Source organism: Pseudomonas sichuanensis, from assembly GCF_003231305.1.
Taxonomy (GTDB): Bacteria; Pseudomonadota; Gammaproteobacteria; order Pseudomonadales; family Pseudomonadaceae; genus Aquipseudomonas; species Aquipseudomonas sichuanensis.
Map to the genome: position 1 here is coordinate 1 of NZ_QKVM01000006.1, position 18127 is coordinate 18127.

19 protein-coding genes are annotated in these 18127 nt (G+C 64.1%); 9 read left to right on the forward strand and 10 right to left on the reverse strand.

From position 1 onward, the window contains the following. Positions 1 to 17 precede the first annotated feature (17 nt). Complete coding sequence (locus DM373_RS04640; protein WP_110992455.1) at positions 18 to 476, reverse strand: Lrp/AsnC family transcriptional regulator; 459 nt, start codon at positions 474 to 476, stop codon at positions 18 to 20. A 153-nt stretch (positions 477 to 629) separates the two neighbouring features. Here DM373_RS04640 and DM373_RS04645 point away from each other — a divergent pair, with 153 nt between their 5' ends. Next, positions 630 to 1805, forward strand: coding sequence for a trans-sulfuration enzyme family protein (locus DM373_RS04645; RefSeq protein WP_110992456.1), 1176 nt, complete (start codon positions 630 to 632; stop codon positions 1803 to 1805). A gap of 99 nt (positions 1806 to 1904) precedes the next feature. Here the strand turns inward: DM373_RS04645 and DM373_RS04650 are convergent, their stop codons facing one another. Further along, the gene (locus tag DM373_RS04650) at positions 1905 to 2141 is read right to left on the reverse strand and encodes a DUF465 domain-containing protein (protein ID WP_110992457.1); all 237 of its coding nucleotides are present in this window, start codon (positions 2139 to 2141) and stop codon (positions 1905 to 1907) included. A 116-nt stretch (positions 2142 to 2257) separates the two neighbouring features. Here DM373_RS04650 and DM373_RS04655 point away from each other — a divergent pair, with 116 nt between their 5' ends. From DM373_RS04655 to DM373_RS04675, 5 genes are all read left to right on the forward strand, one after another. After that, positions 2258 to 2626 carry a 5-carboxymethyl-2-hydroxymuconate Delta-isomerase gene (locus DM373_RS04655; protein ID WP_110992458.1) on the forward strand — a complete coding sequence of 123 codons (369 nt, stop codon included), beginning with the start codon at positions 2258 to 2260 and terminating at the stop codon, positions 2624 to 2626. 160 nt (positions 2627 to 2786) lie between these two features. Further along, entirely contained in the window at positions 2787 to 4424 is a 1638-nt protein-coding gene (locus DM373_RS04660) for a phosphoethanolamine transferase (protein ID WP_110992459.1), read from the forward strand. A gap of 192 nt (positions 4425 to 4616) precedes the next feature. Further along, a complete protein-coding gene (rnd, locus tag DM373_RS04665; RefSeq protein ID WP_110992460.1) occupies positions 4617 to 5750 on the forward strand; it encodes a ribonuclease D in 1134 nt (377 codons plus the stop codon). Then, positions 5747 to 6040, forward strand: coding sequence for a YcgL domain-containing protein (locus DM373_RS04670; protein ID WP_110992461.1), 294 nt, complete (start codon positions 5747 to 5749; stop codon positions 6038 to 6040). The genes rnd and DM373_RS04670 overlap by 4 nt, the downstream gene beginning before the upstream one ends. A 75-nt stretch (positions 6041 to 6115) precedes the next feature. Next, positions 6116 to 7048, forward strand: coding sequence for a D-2-hydroxyacid dehydrogenase (locus tag DM373_RS04675; RefSeq protein WP_110992462.1), 933 nt, complete (start codon positions 6116 to 6118; stop codon positions 7046 to 7048). A 74-nt stretch (positions 7049 to 7122) separates the two neighbouring features. Here the strand turns inward: DM373_RS04675 and DM373_RS04680 are convergent, their stop codons facing one another. Next, positions 7123 to 7716, reverse strand: coding sequence for a nitroreductase family protein (locus DM373_RS04680; RefSeq protein ID WP_110992463.1), 594 nt, complete (start codon positions 7714 to 7716; stop codon positions 7123 to 7125). A gap of 145 nt (positions 7717 to 7861) precedes the next feature. Here DM373_RS04680 and DM373_RS04685 point away from each other — a divergent pair, with 145 nt between their 5' ends. After that, on the forward strand, positions 7862 to 8311 hold the full coding sequence (locus DM373_RS04685) for a YcgN family cysteine cluster protein (protein ID WP_110992464.1): 450 nt from the start codon (positions 7862 to 7864) through the stop codon (positions 8309 to 8311). A gap of 42 nt (positions 8312 to 8353) precedes the next feature. Further along, the gene (locus tag DM373_RS04690; RefSeq protein WP_110992465.1) at positions 8354 to 9562 is read left to right on the forward strand and encodes a hypothetical protein; all 1209 of its coding nucleotides are present in this window, start codon (positions 8354 to 8356) and stop codon (positions 9560 to 9562) included. 532 nt (positions 9563 to 10094) lie between these two features. Here DM373_RS04690 and DM373_RS04695 read toward each other — a convergent pair. Further along, on the reverse strand, positions 10095 to 11030 hold the full coding sequence (locus DM373_RS04695) for a hypothetical protein (RefSeq protein ID WP_244215037.1): 936 nt from the start codon (positions 11028 to 11030) through the stop codon (positions 10095 to 10097). A 183-nt stretch (positions 11031 to 11213) separates the two neighbouring features. Beyond that, on the reverse strand, positions 11214 to 11501 hold the full coding sequence (locus DM373_RS29170) for a PAAR domain-containing protein (RefSeq protein WP_244215038.1): 288 nt from the start codon (positions 11499 to 11501) through the stop codon (positions 11214 to 11216). 305 nt (positions 11502 to 11806) lie between these two features. Between DM373_RS29170 and gabP the strand changes: the two genes are divergently transcribed. Beyond that, positions 11807 to 13204 carry a GABA permease gene (gabP, locus tag DM373_RS04700; protein ID WP_110992466.1) on the forward strand — a complete coding sequence of 466 codons (1398 nt, stop codon included), beginning with the start codon at positions 11807 to 11809 and terminating at the stop codon, positions 13202 to 13204. Between the two features lie 96 nt (positions 13205 to 13300). Here gabP and DM373_RS04705 read toward each other — a convergent pair whose 3' ends face one another. From DM373_RS04705 to DM373_RS04725, 5 genes are all read right to left on the reverse strand, one after another. After that, entirely contained in the window at positions 13301 to 14341 is a 1041-nt protein-coding gene (locus tag DM373_RS04705) for a GlxA family transcriptional regulator (RefSeq protein WP_110992467.1), read from the reverse strand. 62 nt (positions 14342 to 14403) lie between these two features. Continuing rightward, entirely contained in the window at positions 14404 to 15258 is an 855-nt protein-coding gene (locus tag DM373_RS04710) for an ABC transporter permease (RefSeq protein ID WP_110992468.1), read from the reverse strand. Beyond that, positions 15245 to 16096, reverse strand: coding sequence for an ABC transporter permease (locus tag DM373_RS04715; RefSeq protein WP_110992469.1), 852 nt, complete (start codon positions 16094 to 16096; stop codon positions 15245 to 15247). The genes DM373_RS04710 and DM373_RS04715 overlap by 14 nt, the downstream gene beginning before the upstream one ends. Next, on the reverse strand, positions 16093 to 17187 hold the full coding sequence (locus DM373_RS04720; protein WP_110992470.1) for a quaternary amine ABC transporter ATP-binding protein: 1095 nt from the start codon (positions 17185 to 17187) through the stop codon (positions 16093 to 16095). The genes DM373_RS04715 and DM373_RS04720 overlap by 4 nt, the downstream gene beginning before the upstream one ends. A gap of 75 nt (positions 17188 to 17262) precedes the next feature. Further along, positions 17263 to 18114, reverse strand: a complete 852-nt coding sequence (locus DM373_RS04725; RefSeq protein ID WP_110992471.1) for a glycine betaine ABC transporter substrate-binding protein — start codon at positions 18112 to 18114, stop codon at positions 17263 to 17265. Positions 18115 to 18127 lie beyond the last annotated feature (13 nt).

Genomic DNA, 18127 nt, shown 5'->3' on the forward strand with positions numbered 1-18127 from the left:
ATGTTGTCGCGCGCGCCTCAGCGATGCACCGGATACGCCGTGGTGTACTTCATCTGCTCCATGGCAAAGCTCGAGGTGATATTCGACAGCCCGTCGGTGCTGGTGATCAGTTTCTTGTAGAAGCGGTCGTAGGCGGCGATGTCGCCCACCACCACCCGCAGCATGTAGTCCCAGTCGCCAGACATGCGGTACACCTCCATCACCTCCTCGAACGCGGTCACCGTGGCGGCGAACTGCGCCAGCCAGGCGCTGTCGTGGCGCTGGGTCTTGAGCTGGACGAACACCGTCAGGCCCAGGCCCAGGCGCTGAGGGTCGAGCAGGGCGACGCGGCCGCGGATATAGCCTTCGTCTTCCAGGCGCTTGACCCGCTTCCAGCAGGGCGTTGTGGTCAGGTTGACCGCTTCGGCCAGGTCCTTGAGGGAGATCGAGGCATCGCGCTGGAGCAGGGTGAGGATGTGCTGGTCGAAACTGTCCATGTCGCTCTTGGGCTCCAGGCGAGAAAAAGTTTCCCGAGATTAGCCGTTGACGGTGCGGCTTGGAATCGTTACGGCTCGTTTGAAGTAATAATGTTCTGGCTGGCGCCGGTCGGTGGCGGATATGAGATAGTTGCGCTTTTCCACCCCTAGTCAATGGACCCGACCATGTCCGAAAAGCCGCGCAATTTCGCCACCCGCACCATCCACGCCGGCGAGCAGTCCAGCGTTGCCGACAACGCCATCTTCCCGGCCATCGTCACCTCCAGCTCGTTCATCAAGCGTGGCCTGGACGACAACCCCGAATACGCCTACAGCCGGGTCAGCAATCCCACCCGGCATGCCTATGAGACCTGCGTGGCGGCCCTGGAGGAGGGTGTCGGCGCGGTGGCCTGTGCTTCTGGCGTCAGCGCTACGGCCACGGTGCTCGAGCTGCTGTCCAAGGATGCCCACGTGGTGGTGATGAACGGCGTCTACGGCGGCACCTTCCGCCTGCTGGAAGACTACCGCGGGCGCACCTCGGGCCTGACCACCACCTACGTCGACCTCAACGACGTGGAGGCCGTGGCCGCGGCGATTCGCCCGGACACGCAATTGATCTGGATCGAGTCGCCGACCAACCCCTTGCTGCACCTGGTCGATATCAAGGCGGTCTGTGACCTGGCCCGCGCACGCGGCATCATGACCTGCATCGACAACACCTTCTGCTCGCCGTGGAACCAGCAGCCGATCACATTGGGCGTGGACCTGGTGATGCACTCGGCGAGCAAGTACATCGGCGGCCACTCCGACCTCACCGGCGGTGTGGTGGTGGCGGCCAATGACGAACTGCTGGGGCGCCTGCGCAAGATCAGCATGGCGGTGGGGGCGATCCAGGGGCCGTTCGATTGCTACCTGGCACTGCGCGGGCTGAAGACCCTTGACGTGCGCATGGAGCGCCAGAGCGCCAACGCACTGCGCGTGGCGCAGTACCTGGAAGGCCACCCGCAGGTCGAGCAGGTGTATTACCCGGGGCTGGAAAGCCACCCGCAGCATGCGCTGTGCAAGCGCCAGATGCGCACCGGCGGGGCCGTGGTGGCCATTCGCATCAAGGGTGATCGGGCGGCGGTCAACCGCCTGGTCGAGGCGCTGCAGATCTTCGTCCTGGCCGATTCGCTGGGCGGGGTGGAGAGCATGATCAACCATTCCTGGAGCATGTCGCACAACTCGCTCAGCCCAGAGCAGAAGGGCGTGATGGGGATCAGCGAGAACCTGGTGCGGTTGTCGATGGGGATCGAGGACTATCGGGATCTGATCGAGGACCTGGATACGGCGCTCAAAGCGTCCGCTTAAGGGCTGCTGACGTCATCGCGGGGCAAGCCCGCTCCCACAAAATATGCGCCGAGGCGTGGGAGCGGGCTTGCCCCGCGATCATTTTGAAGGGTTTAGCGTTCAGGACTTGGGCGGATGGACGATCCGTTCGATCTTGTCCTTGATCAGCAGCCGCTCCTTGCGTAACAGGTTGACCTTGTCATCGGTGCTGCCATTGCCTTCGGCAGCCACCACTTCCTTGTCCTTGGCGTTGTAGTCCTTGTGCAGCTTGTGCAGGTCCTGATTCTTGTCGATCAGGGCCTGGAACTGGTCGGCGCTAACGTGCAGGTCTGCGAGCAAATCGTGCGGAACTGGCATTTCTTCACCTCTTTCAGGGTTGGCGAACGGGCCTGAACCATGAGGATAGCCGCCTTTGCCCCAATGGGGGACTGGGGTAGGCTGTCGCACATCCTCCCTTGACCGGAACCTGCGCCATGCCTCACCTGAACCTGGAATACAGCGACAACCTGGGCGAACTCAACGTCGACCTGCTGCTGTTGCGCCTGAACCATGCCCTGGTGGGCAGCGGCCAGTTTGCCGACGAAGCCGACATCAAGAGCCGCGCCCAGGCCTTCGCCAAGTACCGCGTGGGCACGGCACCGGGTGAACGTGCCTTCGCCCATGTCCGCCTGGCGATCCTCAGCGGGCGCTCGGAGCAGGTGAAACAGCAGTTGTCGAGCAGCCTGCTCGCGGTGCTGCAGGAAGCGATCCCTGCCCAGGCCGGGCTGGATATCCAGCTGTGCGTGGAGGTGCTGGACATCGACCGCGAGCCCTACGCCAAGCTGCGCCTGCCGGCTGAATAAACGCTGAATGAAACTTGTTTAATTGGTGAAAACTGCGTTCCGACCAATTGTTACCAAGTTTTTCACAAAAAATTGATGCTAGCCTTCTTAGAGTTCGGCCAACTTCCCAAGGTGCCCGCCCGGGCACCCTGGCCGCTCATGAACTCTACCTGCGAATGCCATGCTCAACGTCAAATCCCTGCGGACTGAATGGGTCACGCTGCTGGCCAGCCTTTACCTGTTGATCGGCCTCAACACCTTCCTCTGGCAACACCTGCAAACCATTGTGCCGCCCGGCATGGTGGGGCTGTGGCTGGGGCTGGCATTCGCCGTGCTGATGTTGTTCGCCTTCAATCTCATATTGACCTTGTTGGCATTCAAGTATGTGTTGAAACCGGTATTGATCCTGTTGTTCATGAGCGGCGCGGGCGTTGCCTACTTCATGAATCAATATGGCGTGCTGATCGATACCGGCATGTTCCGCAATGTGGCGGAAACCAACGCTGCGGAAGTTCGCGACCTGCTGTCGATCAAGTTTGCGCTGTATATCGTGCTGCTTGGCGTGCTGCCGTCGCTGTTGGTATGGAAGGCAAAAATCGCCTATCGCCCCTGGTACCGCGAAGTGCTGGGCAAACTGGTGGTGACGGGGGCCTGTGTGGCGGCGCTGGGCTCGGTGGCACTGGTCAACTACCAAGGGCTTTCATCGCTGTTTCGCAACCACCACGAACTGCGCCTGATGCTTACCCCGAGCAATATCGTCGGTGCGTCCATCGGTTATGTCAGCGAACAGTTGGGTACTGCGGCGCGGCCTTTCCAGCCCTACGGCACGGATGCCCGCCGCGATGCCGCCTGGCAGCACCATGAGCGCAAGTCGCTGACCGTGCTGGTGGTGGGTGAAAGTGCCCGCGCCGAGAACTTCGGCCTGCTTGGCTATGCCCGCGACACCACGCCGAACCTGGCCAAACAGCAGGGCCTGCTGAGCTTTACCGATGTGCATTCGTGCGGTACCGAAACCGCCGTGTCGGTGCCGTGCATGTTCTCCGGCATGACCCGCAAGGACTATGACGCCCGCGTGGCCAAGAACCGCGAAGGCCTGCTCGACATCCTCCAGCGCGCCGGCCTGGCCGTGCAGTGGCGTGACAACCAGTCCGGCTGCAAGGGCACCTGCGACCGCGTGCAGTTCATCGACGTGAGCAACCTTACCGACCCGGCCTTGTGCGCCAACGGCGAGTGCCATGACGAGATTCTCCTGCAGGGCCTGGGCGAGCTGATCGACAACCTCGACAAGGACACCGTGCTGGTGCTGCACCAGATGGGCAGCCACGGCCCCGAGTACTTCAAACGCTACCCGACGGGCAGCGAGCCGTTCACCCCGGTGTGCCGCAGCAATGCGCTGAACCAGTGCAGCCAGGCGGAAATCGTCAATGGTTACGACAACACCCTGGCTTATACCGACAAGGTGCTTGGCTCGCTGATCGATACCCTGCGCAGCAAGCAGGACAAGGTCGACACGGCGATGATCTACCTGTCCGACCACGGCGAGTCGCTGGGTGAATACAACCTCTACCTGCACGGCACCCCCTACGTGATGGCGCCGGAGCAGCAGAAGCATGTGCCGCTGTTGACCTGGTTCTCCGACAGCTACCAGCAGGACTTCGGCCTGGACACCGACTGCCTGGCCAAGCTGCGCGACGCGCCACTGTCCCAGGACAACCTGTTCCACTCGATGCTCGGCCTGTTGCAGGTACGCACCGAGGTCTACCAGCAGTCGCTGGACATGTTCGCCAGCTGCCGGCCGTGGCTGGCGGCGGGGCGCTGAAGCACGGCGTTTACGCCATCGCGGGGCAAGCCCGCTCCCACGACATAGCGCCGAGGCGTGGGAGCGGGCTTGCCCCGCGATGGAAAACCCGGTCACCGTCCGGGCAACCGCCCGGCACCATGGATGGCGCGAGGTTTCACCCCCAGGGGCCGCGCCGTATATACTGCGCGCCAATGTTAGTGGGAGAGCCTCGTGGCCATCGAAATTCACTGGATCCGTGACGACCAGACCCTGGCCGAGCACTGCCAAAGCTGGCGCGAACTGCCCTTCGTGGCGCTCGATACCGAATTCATGCGGGTCGACACCTTCTACCCGAAAGCCGGGCTGATCCAGGTGGGCGTCGGCGAGCATGCCTACCTCATCGACCCTTTGCTGATTGGTGACTGGCAGCCGCTGGCCGAGCTGCTCGACGACACTGCCGTGGTCAAGGTGCTGCACGCCTGCAGCGAAGACCTCGAAGTGCTGCTGCGCCTGACCGGCAAGCTGCCGCAGCCGCTGTTCGACACCCAGCTGGCCGCCGGTTACCTGAACATCGGCTTCTCCATGGGCTACTCGCGCCTGGTGCAGGAAGTCCTGGGGCTTGAACTGCCCAAGGGCGAGACCCGCTCCGACTGGCTGCAGCGCCCATTGTCCGATACCCAGGTGAGCTACGCCGCCGAGGATGCCGTGCACCTGGCCGAGCTGTTCAGCGCGCTGCGCCCGAAACTGTCCGACGACAAGTACGCCTGGGTCCTTGAAGACGGCGCCGAGCTGGTCGCCGCGCTGCGTCGTGAAGTCGAGCCAGAGACCCTGTACCGCGACGTCAAGCTGGCCTGGAAGCTGAGCCCTCAGCAGTTGGCTGTGCTGCGCGAGCTGTGCGCCTGGCGCGAACGCGAAGCCCGCAGCCGCGACGTACCGCGCAACCGTATCCTCAAGGAACACTCGTTGTGGCCCATGGCCAAGGGCCAACCCGGCAACCTGCCGGCCCTGGGCAAGATCGAAGAGATGCACCCGCGCACCATCCGCCAGGACGGCGAGTTCCTCATCCAGCTGATCAAGCGCGCCGCAGGCCTTCCCGCCGAACAGTGGCCGCAGCGCCTGCCTGAGCCGCTGCCGATCGAGGCCGCCGGCATTCTCAAGCGCCTGCGTGCCATCGGCCAGGCCGAAGGCGAGCGCCTGCAGATCGCCCCGGAGCTGATGCTGCGCAAGAAGACCCTCGAGGCCCTGCTCAAGAGCGGCTACCCCGACGGCCCCTATCAACTGCCCGATTCGCTGCGCGGCTGGCGTCGCGAGCGTATGGGCCAGGCCCTGCTGGACGACCTGGCAGGCGCCGGAGAAGCTCAATGAAACGTATCTGCTCGATTTACAAGAGCCCACGCAAGAACGGCATGTACCTCTATGTGCTCAAGGCCGATGGCCTGGAACGCATGCCGGATGGCCTGTTGCCGCTCTTCGGCACGCCGGTGCACGCCTTCGACCTGGTGCTGACCCCGGAGCGCAAGCTGGCCCGCGAGGACATCGTGAAAGTGCTGGAGAACCTCGACAGCCAGGGTTACCACCTGCAGATGCCGCCGCCGGAAGAGGAATACATCGAGCACCTGCCCGAAGAGTTGCTGCGCCGCAACGACCCGGTCTGATTCGGGCGCGCTCACCCTCATAGCTGCGGCCCGCCTGGCGGGCCGCTTTCGTTGTTTGCCAAGGTTGTGTTTCACATGCGCGTACTGATCGCTGAACAGGATCATGCCAACTATGCCCGCCTGCTCGGTGAGGCGGCGCCGGACCTGCAAGTGCTGACCAGCGGCGACTCCGCCGAGCTGGCACGCTTTGCCGCCGACTGCCCGGTGTGGCTGGGCCAGCCGGACCTGCTGGCCAGCCTGCTGCGCCAGGGCCATAAGCCTGAGTGGATGCAATCGACCTGGGCGGGCATCACCCCGCTGCTGGCCGATGCGCTGCCGCGTGACTACCGCCTGACCCGGGCGGTGGGCATCTTCGGCCAGGTGATGGCCGAGTACATGCTCACCTACATGCTGGTGCACGAGCGCGAAGTGTTGTCGCGCCTGGTCAGCCAGGTCGAGCGGCGCTGGGACGACCGCCCCGGGCGCAGCCTGGAGGGGCGCCGGGTACTGATCGTCGGCACGGGCGACATCGGCCAGCGGGTCGCCGAGTTCCTCGTGCCCTTTGGCGTGACCTTGTACGGTGTAGCCAGCACTGCGCGCGAGCAGGCACCCTTCGTCGAGGTGGTCGGGCTCGATCAGTTGCCACGCATGGTCGGGCAGGCCGATTACGTGCTCAACCTGCTGCCCGACACCCCGGCTACCCACGACCTGTACGATGCGGCGCTGTTCAAGTGCTTTCAGCCCAGCGCGTTGTTCATCAACGCCGGGCGTGGCGCGGCGGTGGTCGATGCGGACCTGGTCGAGGCGCTCAAGGAAGGCCATCTGGCCGGTGCGGTGATCGATGTCTGCCGGCAGGAGCCGTTGCCTGCGCGGCACCCATTCTGGACCGCCTGGGGGCTGCTGTTGACCGGGCACAGCTCGGCGCCGACCTCGCCGCCGGCGATGGTGCGCTTGTTCGTCGAGAATGTGCGGGCCTATGCCGCGGGGCAGGGGTTGCGCGGCGAAGTGGATTTCGCCCGGGGCTATTGAGGTTCCATCGCGGGGCAAGCCCGCTCCCACGCAGTCTCGGACCGCGTGGGAGCGGGCTTGCCCCGCGATAGGCCTTACAGGCTGAACTCACCCTCAGCCGCCAGCTCGCTCAGCGGCCGGCGCGGGCTCGGCACTTCGCGGGCCTGCAGGCCCTCGGCCAGGGTAGCCTTGTCGCCCAGCTTGCCGATCGCCACCATCGCGTGCAGCGCGTAGCCTTCGGGGATCTTCAGCTCGCTGCGGGCCAGGTCCTGGTCGAAACCGGCCATGCCATGGGTGTGCCAGCCGCTGATGCTGGCCTGCAGCGCCAGGTGGCCCCAGGCGGAGCCGGTGTCGAAGGTGTGCCACAGCGCCGGCTTTTCTTCATCGGAGCCCGGTGCGGCGAAGGTGGTCTTGGAAATCACCAGCACCAGCGCCGAGGCCTGCTGCGCCCAGCTGCGGTTGAACTCGTTGAGGATGCCCAGGTAGCGCTCCCAGCTCGGCGTGTCGCGGCGCGCATAGAGGAAGCGCCAAGGCTGCGAGTTGTAGGCCGACGGCGCCCAGCGCGCGGCTTCGAGGAAGCTCAGCAGGGTCTCCTGGCTGATCGGCTCGGCGGTGAAGGCGCGGGGCGACCAGCGGTTGATGAACTGCTCGTTGATGGCGTAGTCGGCGATACGAGGGGTGGCGCTCATGGCTGCTCCTGCAGTGGGCGGGGTAAAGACCGCACGCTACTGCGTCCGGCAAGCACTGACAAGCGGTCTGGCGTTGCCGCCGGACAGCCTCTAGACTGGCGCCGCCGCGCGCCGCGGATTCAAGTTGATTGCAGGAATACGTGTGATGATCGCCGACACCGCGCCCTTCTGGCGGCGCAAGACCCTCGAAGAACTCGACCCGCGCGAGTGGGAGTCGCTGTGCGACGGCTGCGGCCTGTGCTGCCTGCAGAAGCTCGAGGACGAAGAAGACAACAGCGTCTATTACACGAGCATTGCCTGCAAACTGCTCGACCTCACCACCTGCCAGTGCAGCGACTACCCCAACCGCTTCGCCCAGGTGCCTGACTGCATCCAGCTCACCCCGGGCAAGGCCGACCAGTTCAAGTGGCTGCCGCCCACCTGCGGCTACCGCCTGGTCAGCGAGGGCAAGGACCTGCCGGCCTGGCATCACCTGGTCTGCGGCGACCGCGAGCAAGTCCACGAGCAGCGCATTTCCCGGTCCGGGCGCATGCTCAGTGAAAACGACGTGGATGAAGACGACTGGGAAGACCACCTGATTTTCCGCGCTGGTTGAATCGCCCGGGCTTTCGCCTCTGGGGAACAAGGAGTTTTCTGTATGCGTCGCCCGCTGTTGCTGCTGCTTGGCCTGCTGGCCAGTTCCCAGGTACTGGCGAAGAAAGTCGACCTCGATTACCAGGTGCGCCTGCTGCCGCAGAGCGGGCAGGCCGAAGTGCGCCTGACCCTGGCCGACGGTAGCGTGGTACGCAGCCTGGACTTTGACCTGGGCCAGAATGGCGCCTACAGCGACTTCCTCGCCGACGGCCAGTGGCAGGCCCAGGGCGGCCGCGGTGTGTGGCGCCCGGCCCCCGGCAAGACCAGCCTCAGTTATCGGGTGCTGCTCGATCAGGCGCAGCCTGGCGCCAGCCATGAGGCCCGTATCACCGCGCATTGGGCGCTGCTGCGCGGTGAGCAACTGGTGCCGCCGGCGCGCCTTGATCAGCAGGATGGCACCGAACTGGTGGCGCGCCTGGCCTTCGAGTTGCCCGCAGGCTGGAAGAGCGTGGAAACCGCCTGGCCGCGCATCGGCCGGCAGAAATTCCGTATCGACGATGTTTCGCGCCTGTTCGACCGCCCCACGGGCTGGATGCTCGCCGGCAATCTCGGCAGCCGCCGTGCGCGCCTTGGCGAGACCGAAGTCACCGTTGCCGCGCCGCAGGGGCAGGGCATGCGTCGCATGGATACGCTGACCTTGCTGACCTTCGTCTGGCCGCAACTGCAGGCGGTGTTCCCGCGCAACCCGCCCAAGCTGCTGCTGGTCGGCGCCCGGGACGGCATGTGGCGCGGCGCCCTGGCCGGGCACAACTCGCTGTACCTGCACAGCGGCGCCCCGCTGATCAATGACAGCGGCGCCAGCCCGCTGCTGCGCGAGGTGGTGCAGCTGTTCGCGCAGATCAACGACCGCGATGGCAGCGACTGGCTCGGCGAGAGCCTCACCGACTACTACGCCACCGAACTGCTGCGCCGGGCAGGTGGCATCAGCGATGACCGCTACCAGGCCTTGCAGGCCCGCCTGCACAAGCAGGGCGCCAAGGTGACCCAGCTCAGGGGCGCCAAGGCCGACGCCGCGCAAGTCGCCCGCGGGGTGTTGCTGTTGCAGGCGCTGGACCGCGAGATCCGCCTGCACAACCACGACAAGCGCTCGCTGGACGATGTGGCGCGGGCGCTGATGCGCCTGTCCAGCGTGAGCACCGAAGAGTTCGTGCAGATCAGCGAGAACGTGCTTGGGCGCCAGTCCGAGGTGTTGCAGAGCAAGCTGTTGCGGTAGAGATGCTCTTGTTAATCAGCCCAGCAAGTGATGGTGAGTGACGCTTTGAGTTTTCAAAAGAAAGGAGGCTGTTGGTGACTTCTACGTTTGTATTCAGGCCGACTACCAAAGGGAGGTTTTTAGGGCATGGAGTTTCAATGCTTGATTTGCCTTTCCATCCTAATGGCGGGTGAGTGCGCCCAAGATTAGCCATGTCATACCTGAAAGTAGTAACCATGAAGCCACCTGCATTCGTCGTTTAAGGTAGCGGGGGAACTGTATTGCATCGTCCGCATGCACGAGGCCCCGCTTTACGAAGTATCTAGGGCAGAGCGCAACTCCGTTCAGAGTCGACACAACGTATATTCTCGATTTTATCCCCTTCGTGCCCCACGTTTGAATGGCACTTGTCAAGCACTTGCTACGCCTTAGTGCGTAAGTAAGAGCATGGTAGTGACGTGAGCAGGCGAGGTGAACAGTCATGGAAAGCCCAGCAAGCCCGAATATGAAGGGCGTCATAAATAAAGTCAGGCGCCAAAGCGTATTCAGGGTTTCAGTGGCGCTCAATAAGCTCATAAAGTTCCTCTCCTATTTGTTCGCCTCCACTCATTCCCGCGACGCTGGTGCCGAGTGCGCTAACGCCAGCGACCACGATTGAGCAGGCGGCACTTGCGGGACCCAGGCCAATGCAGGCAAAGCCTGCAACTGCTCGACCCACTGCCCCTCCTGTCGCGCCACCCGCAAGCCCCCCAGCAAAACTTCCAGACTCCGTGAACTTTATTTTCTTGCAGGCTACATCATCTCCAGCGGTGCAAGCTTCACGAATTTTCAAGAATGAGCCGGCCCCACCTAACACGACACCTACTCGCCCACCCGCCTGGAGGTATTTAGACATGCTTGCCAGTTTGTCAAGATGAGTCGCGTAACCTGGAATTTGTCCGGCCACACCGGCTTTGCTCCAGTGGTGTACCAAGCTTTTGCTGGAGATTCGCAGGTCCCTGCGCAGCGTATCGTAGCTACCAAGGTTCAGTTGTTTGTTCAAGAAGCTGGTTCTAAGTTTTGCATCCAATTCCTTGAATAATTTTTTTCGCTCAGCAAAGAATGCTTGGCTAGTGAGGTTTCCATGCGTTGTGAACTGAGCCTGATGTAGTTTTTCGATGTGCAGTAATGTACTTTTCAACTCGTTGAGTGATTTTGCCATCATTGCCTGGCTTACTCCCATTGCCAAGCTCACATCGCTTAATAGTCCTGCGATCTCTGCCTGATAGCGCATCATGAAATTGGCTTCCTCACGCGTGAGATCACCCAGCGCCGCTCGCGCTCGCTCGGCCGCCGCCATCAGCTCAGCCTCCTCGCGAGTGCAGGTATATCCATTATCAGGGTCGCCTATGACGAAAATTTCACCGGCCTTGAAGCCCTGTGCAAATGTCGGGTTGAGCCGTTGCAAGCGGGCAACAGGCAAGGCGCCATGCTTCTCGAACAGCTGCATAAGCAATTGTGGAAATGAAGTGCTGCTTCGCACAATGTGGAAACCGGGCTCAAGCCCCCCTGGTGTTGCCGAAACCTTGGTAGAGGTCGCCCCGCTGAAGTTTTGCCGAGGTTGCAGCGGCGATTGGCTGCGCAAAGCGCTAGAAGCCGGGCGAGGGATTGCGCCTGTTTGTGGCGTAGCCCGTTATTCCAGCGGGGCGAGAACGTAGTTGTTACCCGGCGGACAGCCGCACTGCACCTGCGTGCCGTCTACTTCGGCGGGTAGGCCATCCTGGCGCCAACGTGATTCGCCGTCGATGATCGTTCCTTCTTCACCGCAGCTAGGGCAGGGGGTGGTCTTGTCGCCTTCGAGCAGCCAGCGACGCCCTTCGTTGAAGCCACGAGCTTGATTGGCAATGCAGGTAGCGCCGGTGCTGGTTTTGTCGCCATCCAGGCCTTGTCCTTTGCCGAAAATGTTCATGCGCAGGTTCATGTTGAAGCGTCCTTGTGAGTGAAAGCCTGAACGCTAACAGCCTTGATTCAGCGCTTTTTCCCGTTTCAAACGTTAGGGAAGCGTCCTACGGTTTTTGCAGAATTAGATGTCAGTTGCCCCCTGAAATGGCGCGGGTGCTCAGCCCAGACTCCGACCGGCACAACCGCTCTGGCATGACCTTCCTGGCCAAGTCCAGGTCTGCCTCGGGCAATCTGTCCCGCTGGCGCTCGCTTAGCTTGGATTGGCGCCAAGCCCCTCCAACCCGGCTTGGCGCGCTCCCATAACAACTCCAAGAAGGGATCAGGATGAGCAATCCAAGCGCGGGACATGCCAGCGGCCAGCTGGCGCAAGGTTTCAAACCCAGGCACGTGACCATGCTGTCGATCGCCGGGGTGATCGGCGCCGGGCTGTTCGTCGGCTCGGGGCACGCCATTGCAGCAGCAGGCCCGGCGGCCATCGTCGCCTATGCCCTGGCCGGCACCTTGGTGGTGCTGGTGATGCGCATGCTCGGCGAGATGGCCGTGGCCAGCCCCGACACCGGCTCGTTCTCCACCTACGCCGACCGCGCCATCGGCCGCTGGGCGGGCTTTACCATCGGCTGGCTGTACTGGTGGTTCTGGGTGCTGGTGATCCCCATCGAGGCCATCGCCGCCGGGGTGGTGCTGAACAACTGGTTCCCACACATCCAACCCTGGTTCTTCGCCCTGGCGATGACGGTGCTGCTGACCTTCACCAACCTGTTCAGCGTGGCCAAGTACGGCGAGTTCGAGTTCTGGTTCGCCATGCTCAAGGTCATCGCCATCGTTGCCTTCATCGCCCTCGGCGCGTTTGCCCTGGCCGGGGCCTTGCCCGCGCGCGAGGTCAGTGGCCTAACGCGGTTGATGGGCGAGCACGGCGGCTTCATGCCCAACGGCTGGACGGCGATCATCGGCGCCTTGCTCACCACCATGTTCAGCTACCTGGGCACGGAAGCGGTGACCATCGCCGCCTCGGAATCCTCGGACCCGGCGCGCAACATCGCCAAGGCCACCCGTTCGGTGATCTGGCGCATCAGCGTGTTCTACTTGCTGTCGATCTTCGTGATCATCTCGGTGGTGCCGTGGAACGACCCGTTGCTGCCGGTGCAGGGCTCGTACCAGCGGGCGCTGGAGATCATGCAGATCCCCTACGCCAAGCTGCTGGTGGACATGGTGGTGCTGGTGGCGGTGGCCAGTTGCCTGAACTCGTCGATCTACATTTCCTCGCGCATGCTGTTCTCGCTGGCCAAACGCGGCGACGCACCGGCGGCCATTGGCCGTACGTCCAAGGTCGGGGTACCGCGGGCGGCGGTGATCGGCAGCACGCTGATCGGCATGCTCACCACCGTGGTCAATTACTTCGCGCCGTCCGAGGTGTTTGCCTTCCTGCTGGCCAGCTCGGGTTCCATCGCGCTGCTGGTGTACCTGGCGATTGCCTGCTCCCAGCTGCGCATGCGGGCGTTGCTGGAGCAGCAGAACCAGCAGATCGCCTTCAAGATGTGGCTGTACCCCTGGCTGACCTGGGCGGTGATCGGCTTCATCGTGTTTGCATTGGGGGTGATGTTCGTGATGCCGCAGCATCGGTTGGAGGTGTCGTTGACCCTTGGCTTGGCGCTGGTGATTCTGCTGATCGGGGTGATCAAGCAGCGGCGGCATGCCTTGGCGCCGGTAGCGCGTCCGGCGTGACGCCCATCGCGGGGCAAGCCCGCTCCCACGCTCTGCCCCCCAAAAGTTGGTTTGGGGGGCAGTCCAACGTGGGAGCGGGCTTGCCCCGCGATGCTTTCAAGTGTTTTCGCGTTTGGGCGCCTTCACACAGCCAAACCGCTTCTCGCGCGACGGGCTGTAGCCAAAGAACGACGCATAGCACTTGCTGAAATGGCTGGCCGACACGAACCCGCAGGCCACCGCCACATCCAGGATCGGCAGGTCGGAATACTGCAGCAGCCGTCGGCTTTCGGTAACCCGCAGCTCCAGGTAATAGCGCACGGGCGTGGTGCCCAGTTGATGCTGGAACAACCGCCCGATCTGGCGCTTGGAGCGGCCCACATAGTCGGCCAGCTGGTCCTGGCTCAGCGGCTCTTCAAGGTTCGCGCTCATCAGGTTGATCGCCTCGCGCAGGGGCTCGCTGATGTTGGTCTGCGGCGCCGGCGTGGCGCGCTTGTAGCGTGACGCCTCGAAGGCCAGGATCGCACCGATGCCCTCGGCCAGCTCGCGGCCACGCAGGCGGCCGAGCCATTCCTGCACCATGCCGAATGCACCGCTGGGGCTGGCGGCGCTGAGGCGGTCGCGGTCAACCACGAAACTGTCGCTCGAAACCTGGCTGTGCCGGGCGATCTCGGCCACCGCGCCGCGATGCTCCGGGTGCACGGCGCAGCGGTGGCCGTCGAGCAGCCCGGCCTGGCCGAGAAACCAGGCGCCGTTCCACAACCCGCCCAGGGCCACGCCTTTGCGTGCCAGGGCCTGCAGCAGGCCGGCCAGTTCCGCTGATGGCGCCAGCGCGGTGCGCAGCCCGCCACACACCACGAACAGGTCCAGCGGCTGTTCGAGGCTGTGGGCCATGGCCCCGGCGGGGCAGATGACGATGCCCAGGTCGCTGGTGACCGAGCTGCCATCCAGGCTGAAGGTAGTGCTTGCGCAGGCCTCGGGCTGGATCAGGTTGGCGGTGACCAGCGTGTCCAGGGCCTGGGTGAAGGCCGGCAGGGAAAAGTGCTCCAGCAGCAGAAAACCCACGCGGGCCTGCTGGCCGGTGGACTGTACTGCGTTGCCGGTGAACCGTGAATTGTGCCCTTGCAGGGCGTTGCTGAAGTGTCGTGTCGGGAGCAACGGGTGCTTCTCTTGCTGGCAGGTTGAAAGACGGCGGGCACAGTTGCCCGCCGCGTGCAGGTTCAATGGGCGGGCAAGGCGCCTCGGCGTCGTTGCAGCAGGCCACGGGACAAGCGGTCGAGCAGCAGCGCCACGGCAACGATCGCCAACCCCGCGCGCAGGCCCAGGCCCATTTCCATGCGGGTCAGGCCGCGGGTCACTTCCGCGCCCAGGCCGCCGGCACCGACCAGCCCGGCCAGCACCACCATGGCCAGCGACAGCAGGATGCACTGGTTGAGGCCCACCAGCAGGGTGGGCAGGGCGCTGGGCAGTTCGATCTTGAGCAGGATGGTGCGCGGTGTGGCGCCGGTGGCCTGGCCGAGTTCGAGCAGGTCCTTGGGCACCTGGCGAAAGCCCAGGCTGGTCAGGCGCAGCATCGGCGGGATGCCATAGATGATGGTGGCGATGATCGCCGGCACCTTGCCCAGGCTGAAGATGATCACGGCCGGGATCAGGTACACCCAGGGCGGCACGGTCTGCATGATGTTCAGCAGCGGGCCGATGGCGTTGTCGAAGCGCTTGACCCGCGCCGCCAGGATGCCCAGCGGGAAGGCGATGGCCACGGCGATCAGCACCGCCACCGACACCAGGGCGATGGTCTGCATCGACGCGGTCCAGAAGCCACTGCCCCAGCAGAAGCCCAGCAGCACGCCGGCCAGCAGCGCATTGCGCAGGCTGATGAACCCGGCGGTAAGGCCGCACACCACGGCGATCAGTGCCCAGGCCGGCGGCAACAGCAGCGCCGCTTCGATGGCGCCGAGCACCGTTTCGACGAAGTGGCTGATGGCGACGAACAGGCCATGCAGGTTGGCGTTGAGCCAGTCGAACACGGGGGCCAGGTAGGCGCCGGGGGAAAGGTTCAGCTCAGTGAGGGTCATGGCCGGTCTCCTGGCGGGTGCCGCTCTGGGCGAGGCGGTCGAGGATCAGGGTCAGCACCACGATGGCGATGGCGGCGTTGATCGAACGGGCGATGTCCAGGGTGCGGATGGCGGTGTAGATCACCTCGCCCAGCCCGCCGGAGCCGACGATGCCGGCGATCACCACCATGCCGAAGGCCATCATCAGGCTCTGGTTGATGCCGGTCATGATGCTCGGCAGGGCGAACGGCAGGCGGATCTTGACGAACTGCTGCCAGCCGGTGGTACCGCTGGCGTGGCCCAGTTCGATGAACACCTTGGGCGTCATGCGGATGCCCAGCGCGGTCAGGCGCACCACCGGCGGCACGGCGACGATGAAGGTGGCCACCAGCGCGGTGCCCGCGCCATAGCCGAGCAGGGCGATGGCCGGCAGCAGGTAGATGTACGGCGGCAGGGTCTGGATCAGGTCCATCACCGGTTCGCTGATGCGGTACAGGGTGGGCGACAGGCCGGCGGCCACGCCGCAGGGGATGCCCACCAGCAGCGCCAGGTTGGTGGCGGTCAACACCAGCGCCAGGGTGCTCATGGTCTGCGGCCACAACCCCATCAGCGCGCACAACAGCAGCGCGGCCAGGGTGCCGAGGGCAAAGCGGCGCCCGGCCAGGCGCCAGGCCAGCAGGGCGAACAGCACGGCGACTACGTAGAAGGGCGCCAGGGTGGTCACGGCCAGCACCGCTTCGTACAGCGCCTTGAGCACGTCGTTGACTGCGTCGAACAGCTGCGAGGCGTTGTCCGACAGCCACATCAGGCCGTTGTCGACGGTTTCGTCGAAGGCAGCGGCAAAGTCGGCGGGGTTCATGCCGAGCCCTCCTTCGAGGTGGGCACCGCGTGCAGCGGGGTTTCCGGCGGCACGCCCTGCACCGCGCGCAGCAGGGCGCGCTGGCTGATCACGCCCACCAGCACGCCGTTGTCGCGGATGCCCACGGCATCCTGCCCCGAGCGGATCAGCAGGTTGATCAGGGCGTCCAGGTCGCTGTCGGGGCTGGCGCATTCCAGGTGTTCGAGGCTCTCGCCACGGGGCGGCGGCTGCATGATCGAGTGGGCCTTGACCATGTGCAGGCGCGAGATGCCGGCGACGAACTCGGCCACGTAGTCGTCGGCCGGGCTGAGCACGATGTCCTCGGCGCTGCCTTCCTGGATGATCACCCCGTCTTTCATGATGGCGATGCGGTCGCCGATGCGGATCGCTTCCTCCAGGTCGTGGGTGATGAACACCGCCGACTTGCCCAGCGACTTGGTCAACTGGCGGAACTCGTCCTGCAACTGGCGGCGGATCAGCGGGTCGAGGGCGCTGAACGGCTCGTCCATGAGGATCACTTCCGGGTCCGAGGCGATGGCCCGGGCCAGGCCGACGCGTTGCTGCATGCCGCCGGACAGCTCTGCCGGGTAGCGGTTGGCCCAGTCGCTCAGACCCACCTTGGCCAGGGCGCGGCCGGCCACCGCATGGCGTTCGGCCTTGCCCACGCCTTGCACTTCAAGGCCGAAGGCGGCGTTTTCCAGCACCGTGCGGTGCGGCAGCAGGGCGACGCTCTGGAACACCATGCCGATGTGTTTGGCGCGCACGTCGCGCAGGGCGGCGGCATCGAGCCTGGCGATATCCCGGCCCTTGACCAGCACTTCGCCGCTGGTGGGGGTGATGAGCCGGTTGAGCAGGCGGATCAGCGTGGACTTGCCACTGCCGGACAGGCCCATGATGCAGAAGATCTCGCCGCGGCGGACCTGCAGGCTGACGTCCGAGACGCCCACCACGCAGCCGTATTGCTGGAGGATCTGGGTCTTGCTCAGGCCGCGCTCGCGGTAGGCCTGCAGGGCGGCCGGCGCGCGGTCGCCGAAGATCTTCCAGACGCCGCGGCAATCGACCAGTGTTTCAACAGCATGTTCAGTATTCATAGGTGCACCCGAACCAGAGTCTTCTGGTGTGTTCTTGTGTCAAGTTCGGCAGTGGCGAAAAGGCTGTGGCGTGAATCAGTATTTTTTGATGTTTTCCCAGCGCTTGAGCAGGTCGGCATGCTTGTCGGCCCAGTCCTTGACCGCGTCGTCCATGGTCTTGCCATCCTTCACCGCGCCGTTGATGGCGGTGATGTCGGCCAGGGGCACATAGACGCTGGCGATCACTTCACGGGCCTGAGGGTTGGCGGCGGAGAAGCCTTTCTGGCCGACCCAGTAGTAACCCTGGGGTGGGGCGAAGGCGCCTTTGGGGTCCTTGAGGAACTTGATGTCGTATTTCTGCGCCATCCAGGACGGCTCCCACAGGGTCACGGCCACCCACTCCTTACGGTCGACGGCCGACTTGAGCGCGGCGGTCATGGCCGCGGTGCTGCCTTCGAGCAGGTTGAGCTTGAGGTCGTAGGCCTTCACTGCATTGGCGGCTTCGTTCATCAGGCCCGAGCCTGGCTCGATGCCGACGATCTTGTTGCCGAACTTGTCGGCGTTTTCATTGAGCTGCTCGATCGAGTCGATGGTCACGTACTTGGGCACGGCGATGGCCTGGTACAGGCCGTGGGACACCGGCGAGATCTTCTCCAGGCGGTTCTTGTTCTTGTTCCAGTAGTCCTGGGCCACGTAGTCGATCTGCGAGGCGAGGATCTGCACGTCGCCCTTGCCCAGTGCCGCATAGGCGATGCCCCATTCGGAGAACGAGGTCACCTCGACCTTGTAGCCGGCGTCTTCCAGGACTTTCTTGGTGATGCCGCTGATCGGCGTGAGGTCTTCCCAGGACAGGGTGCCCATCTTGATGACCTTGTCGTCGGCGTGGGCCTGGCACAGGCCGAGGCCGACGATGGTTAGTGCGCAAAGCGCCTTGCGGATGCGGTTCATGTGGTGCTCCTTC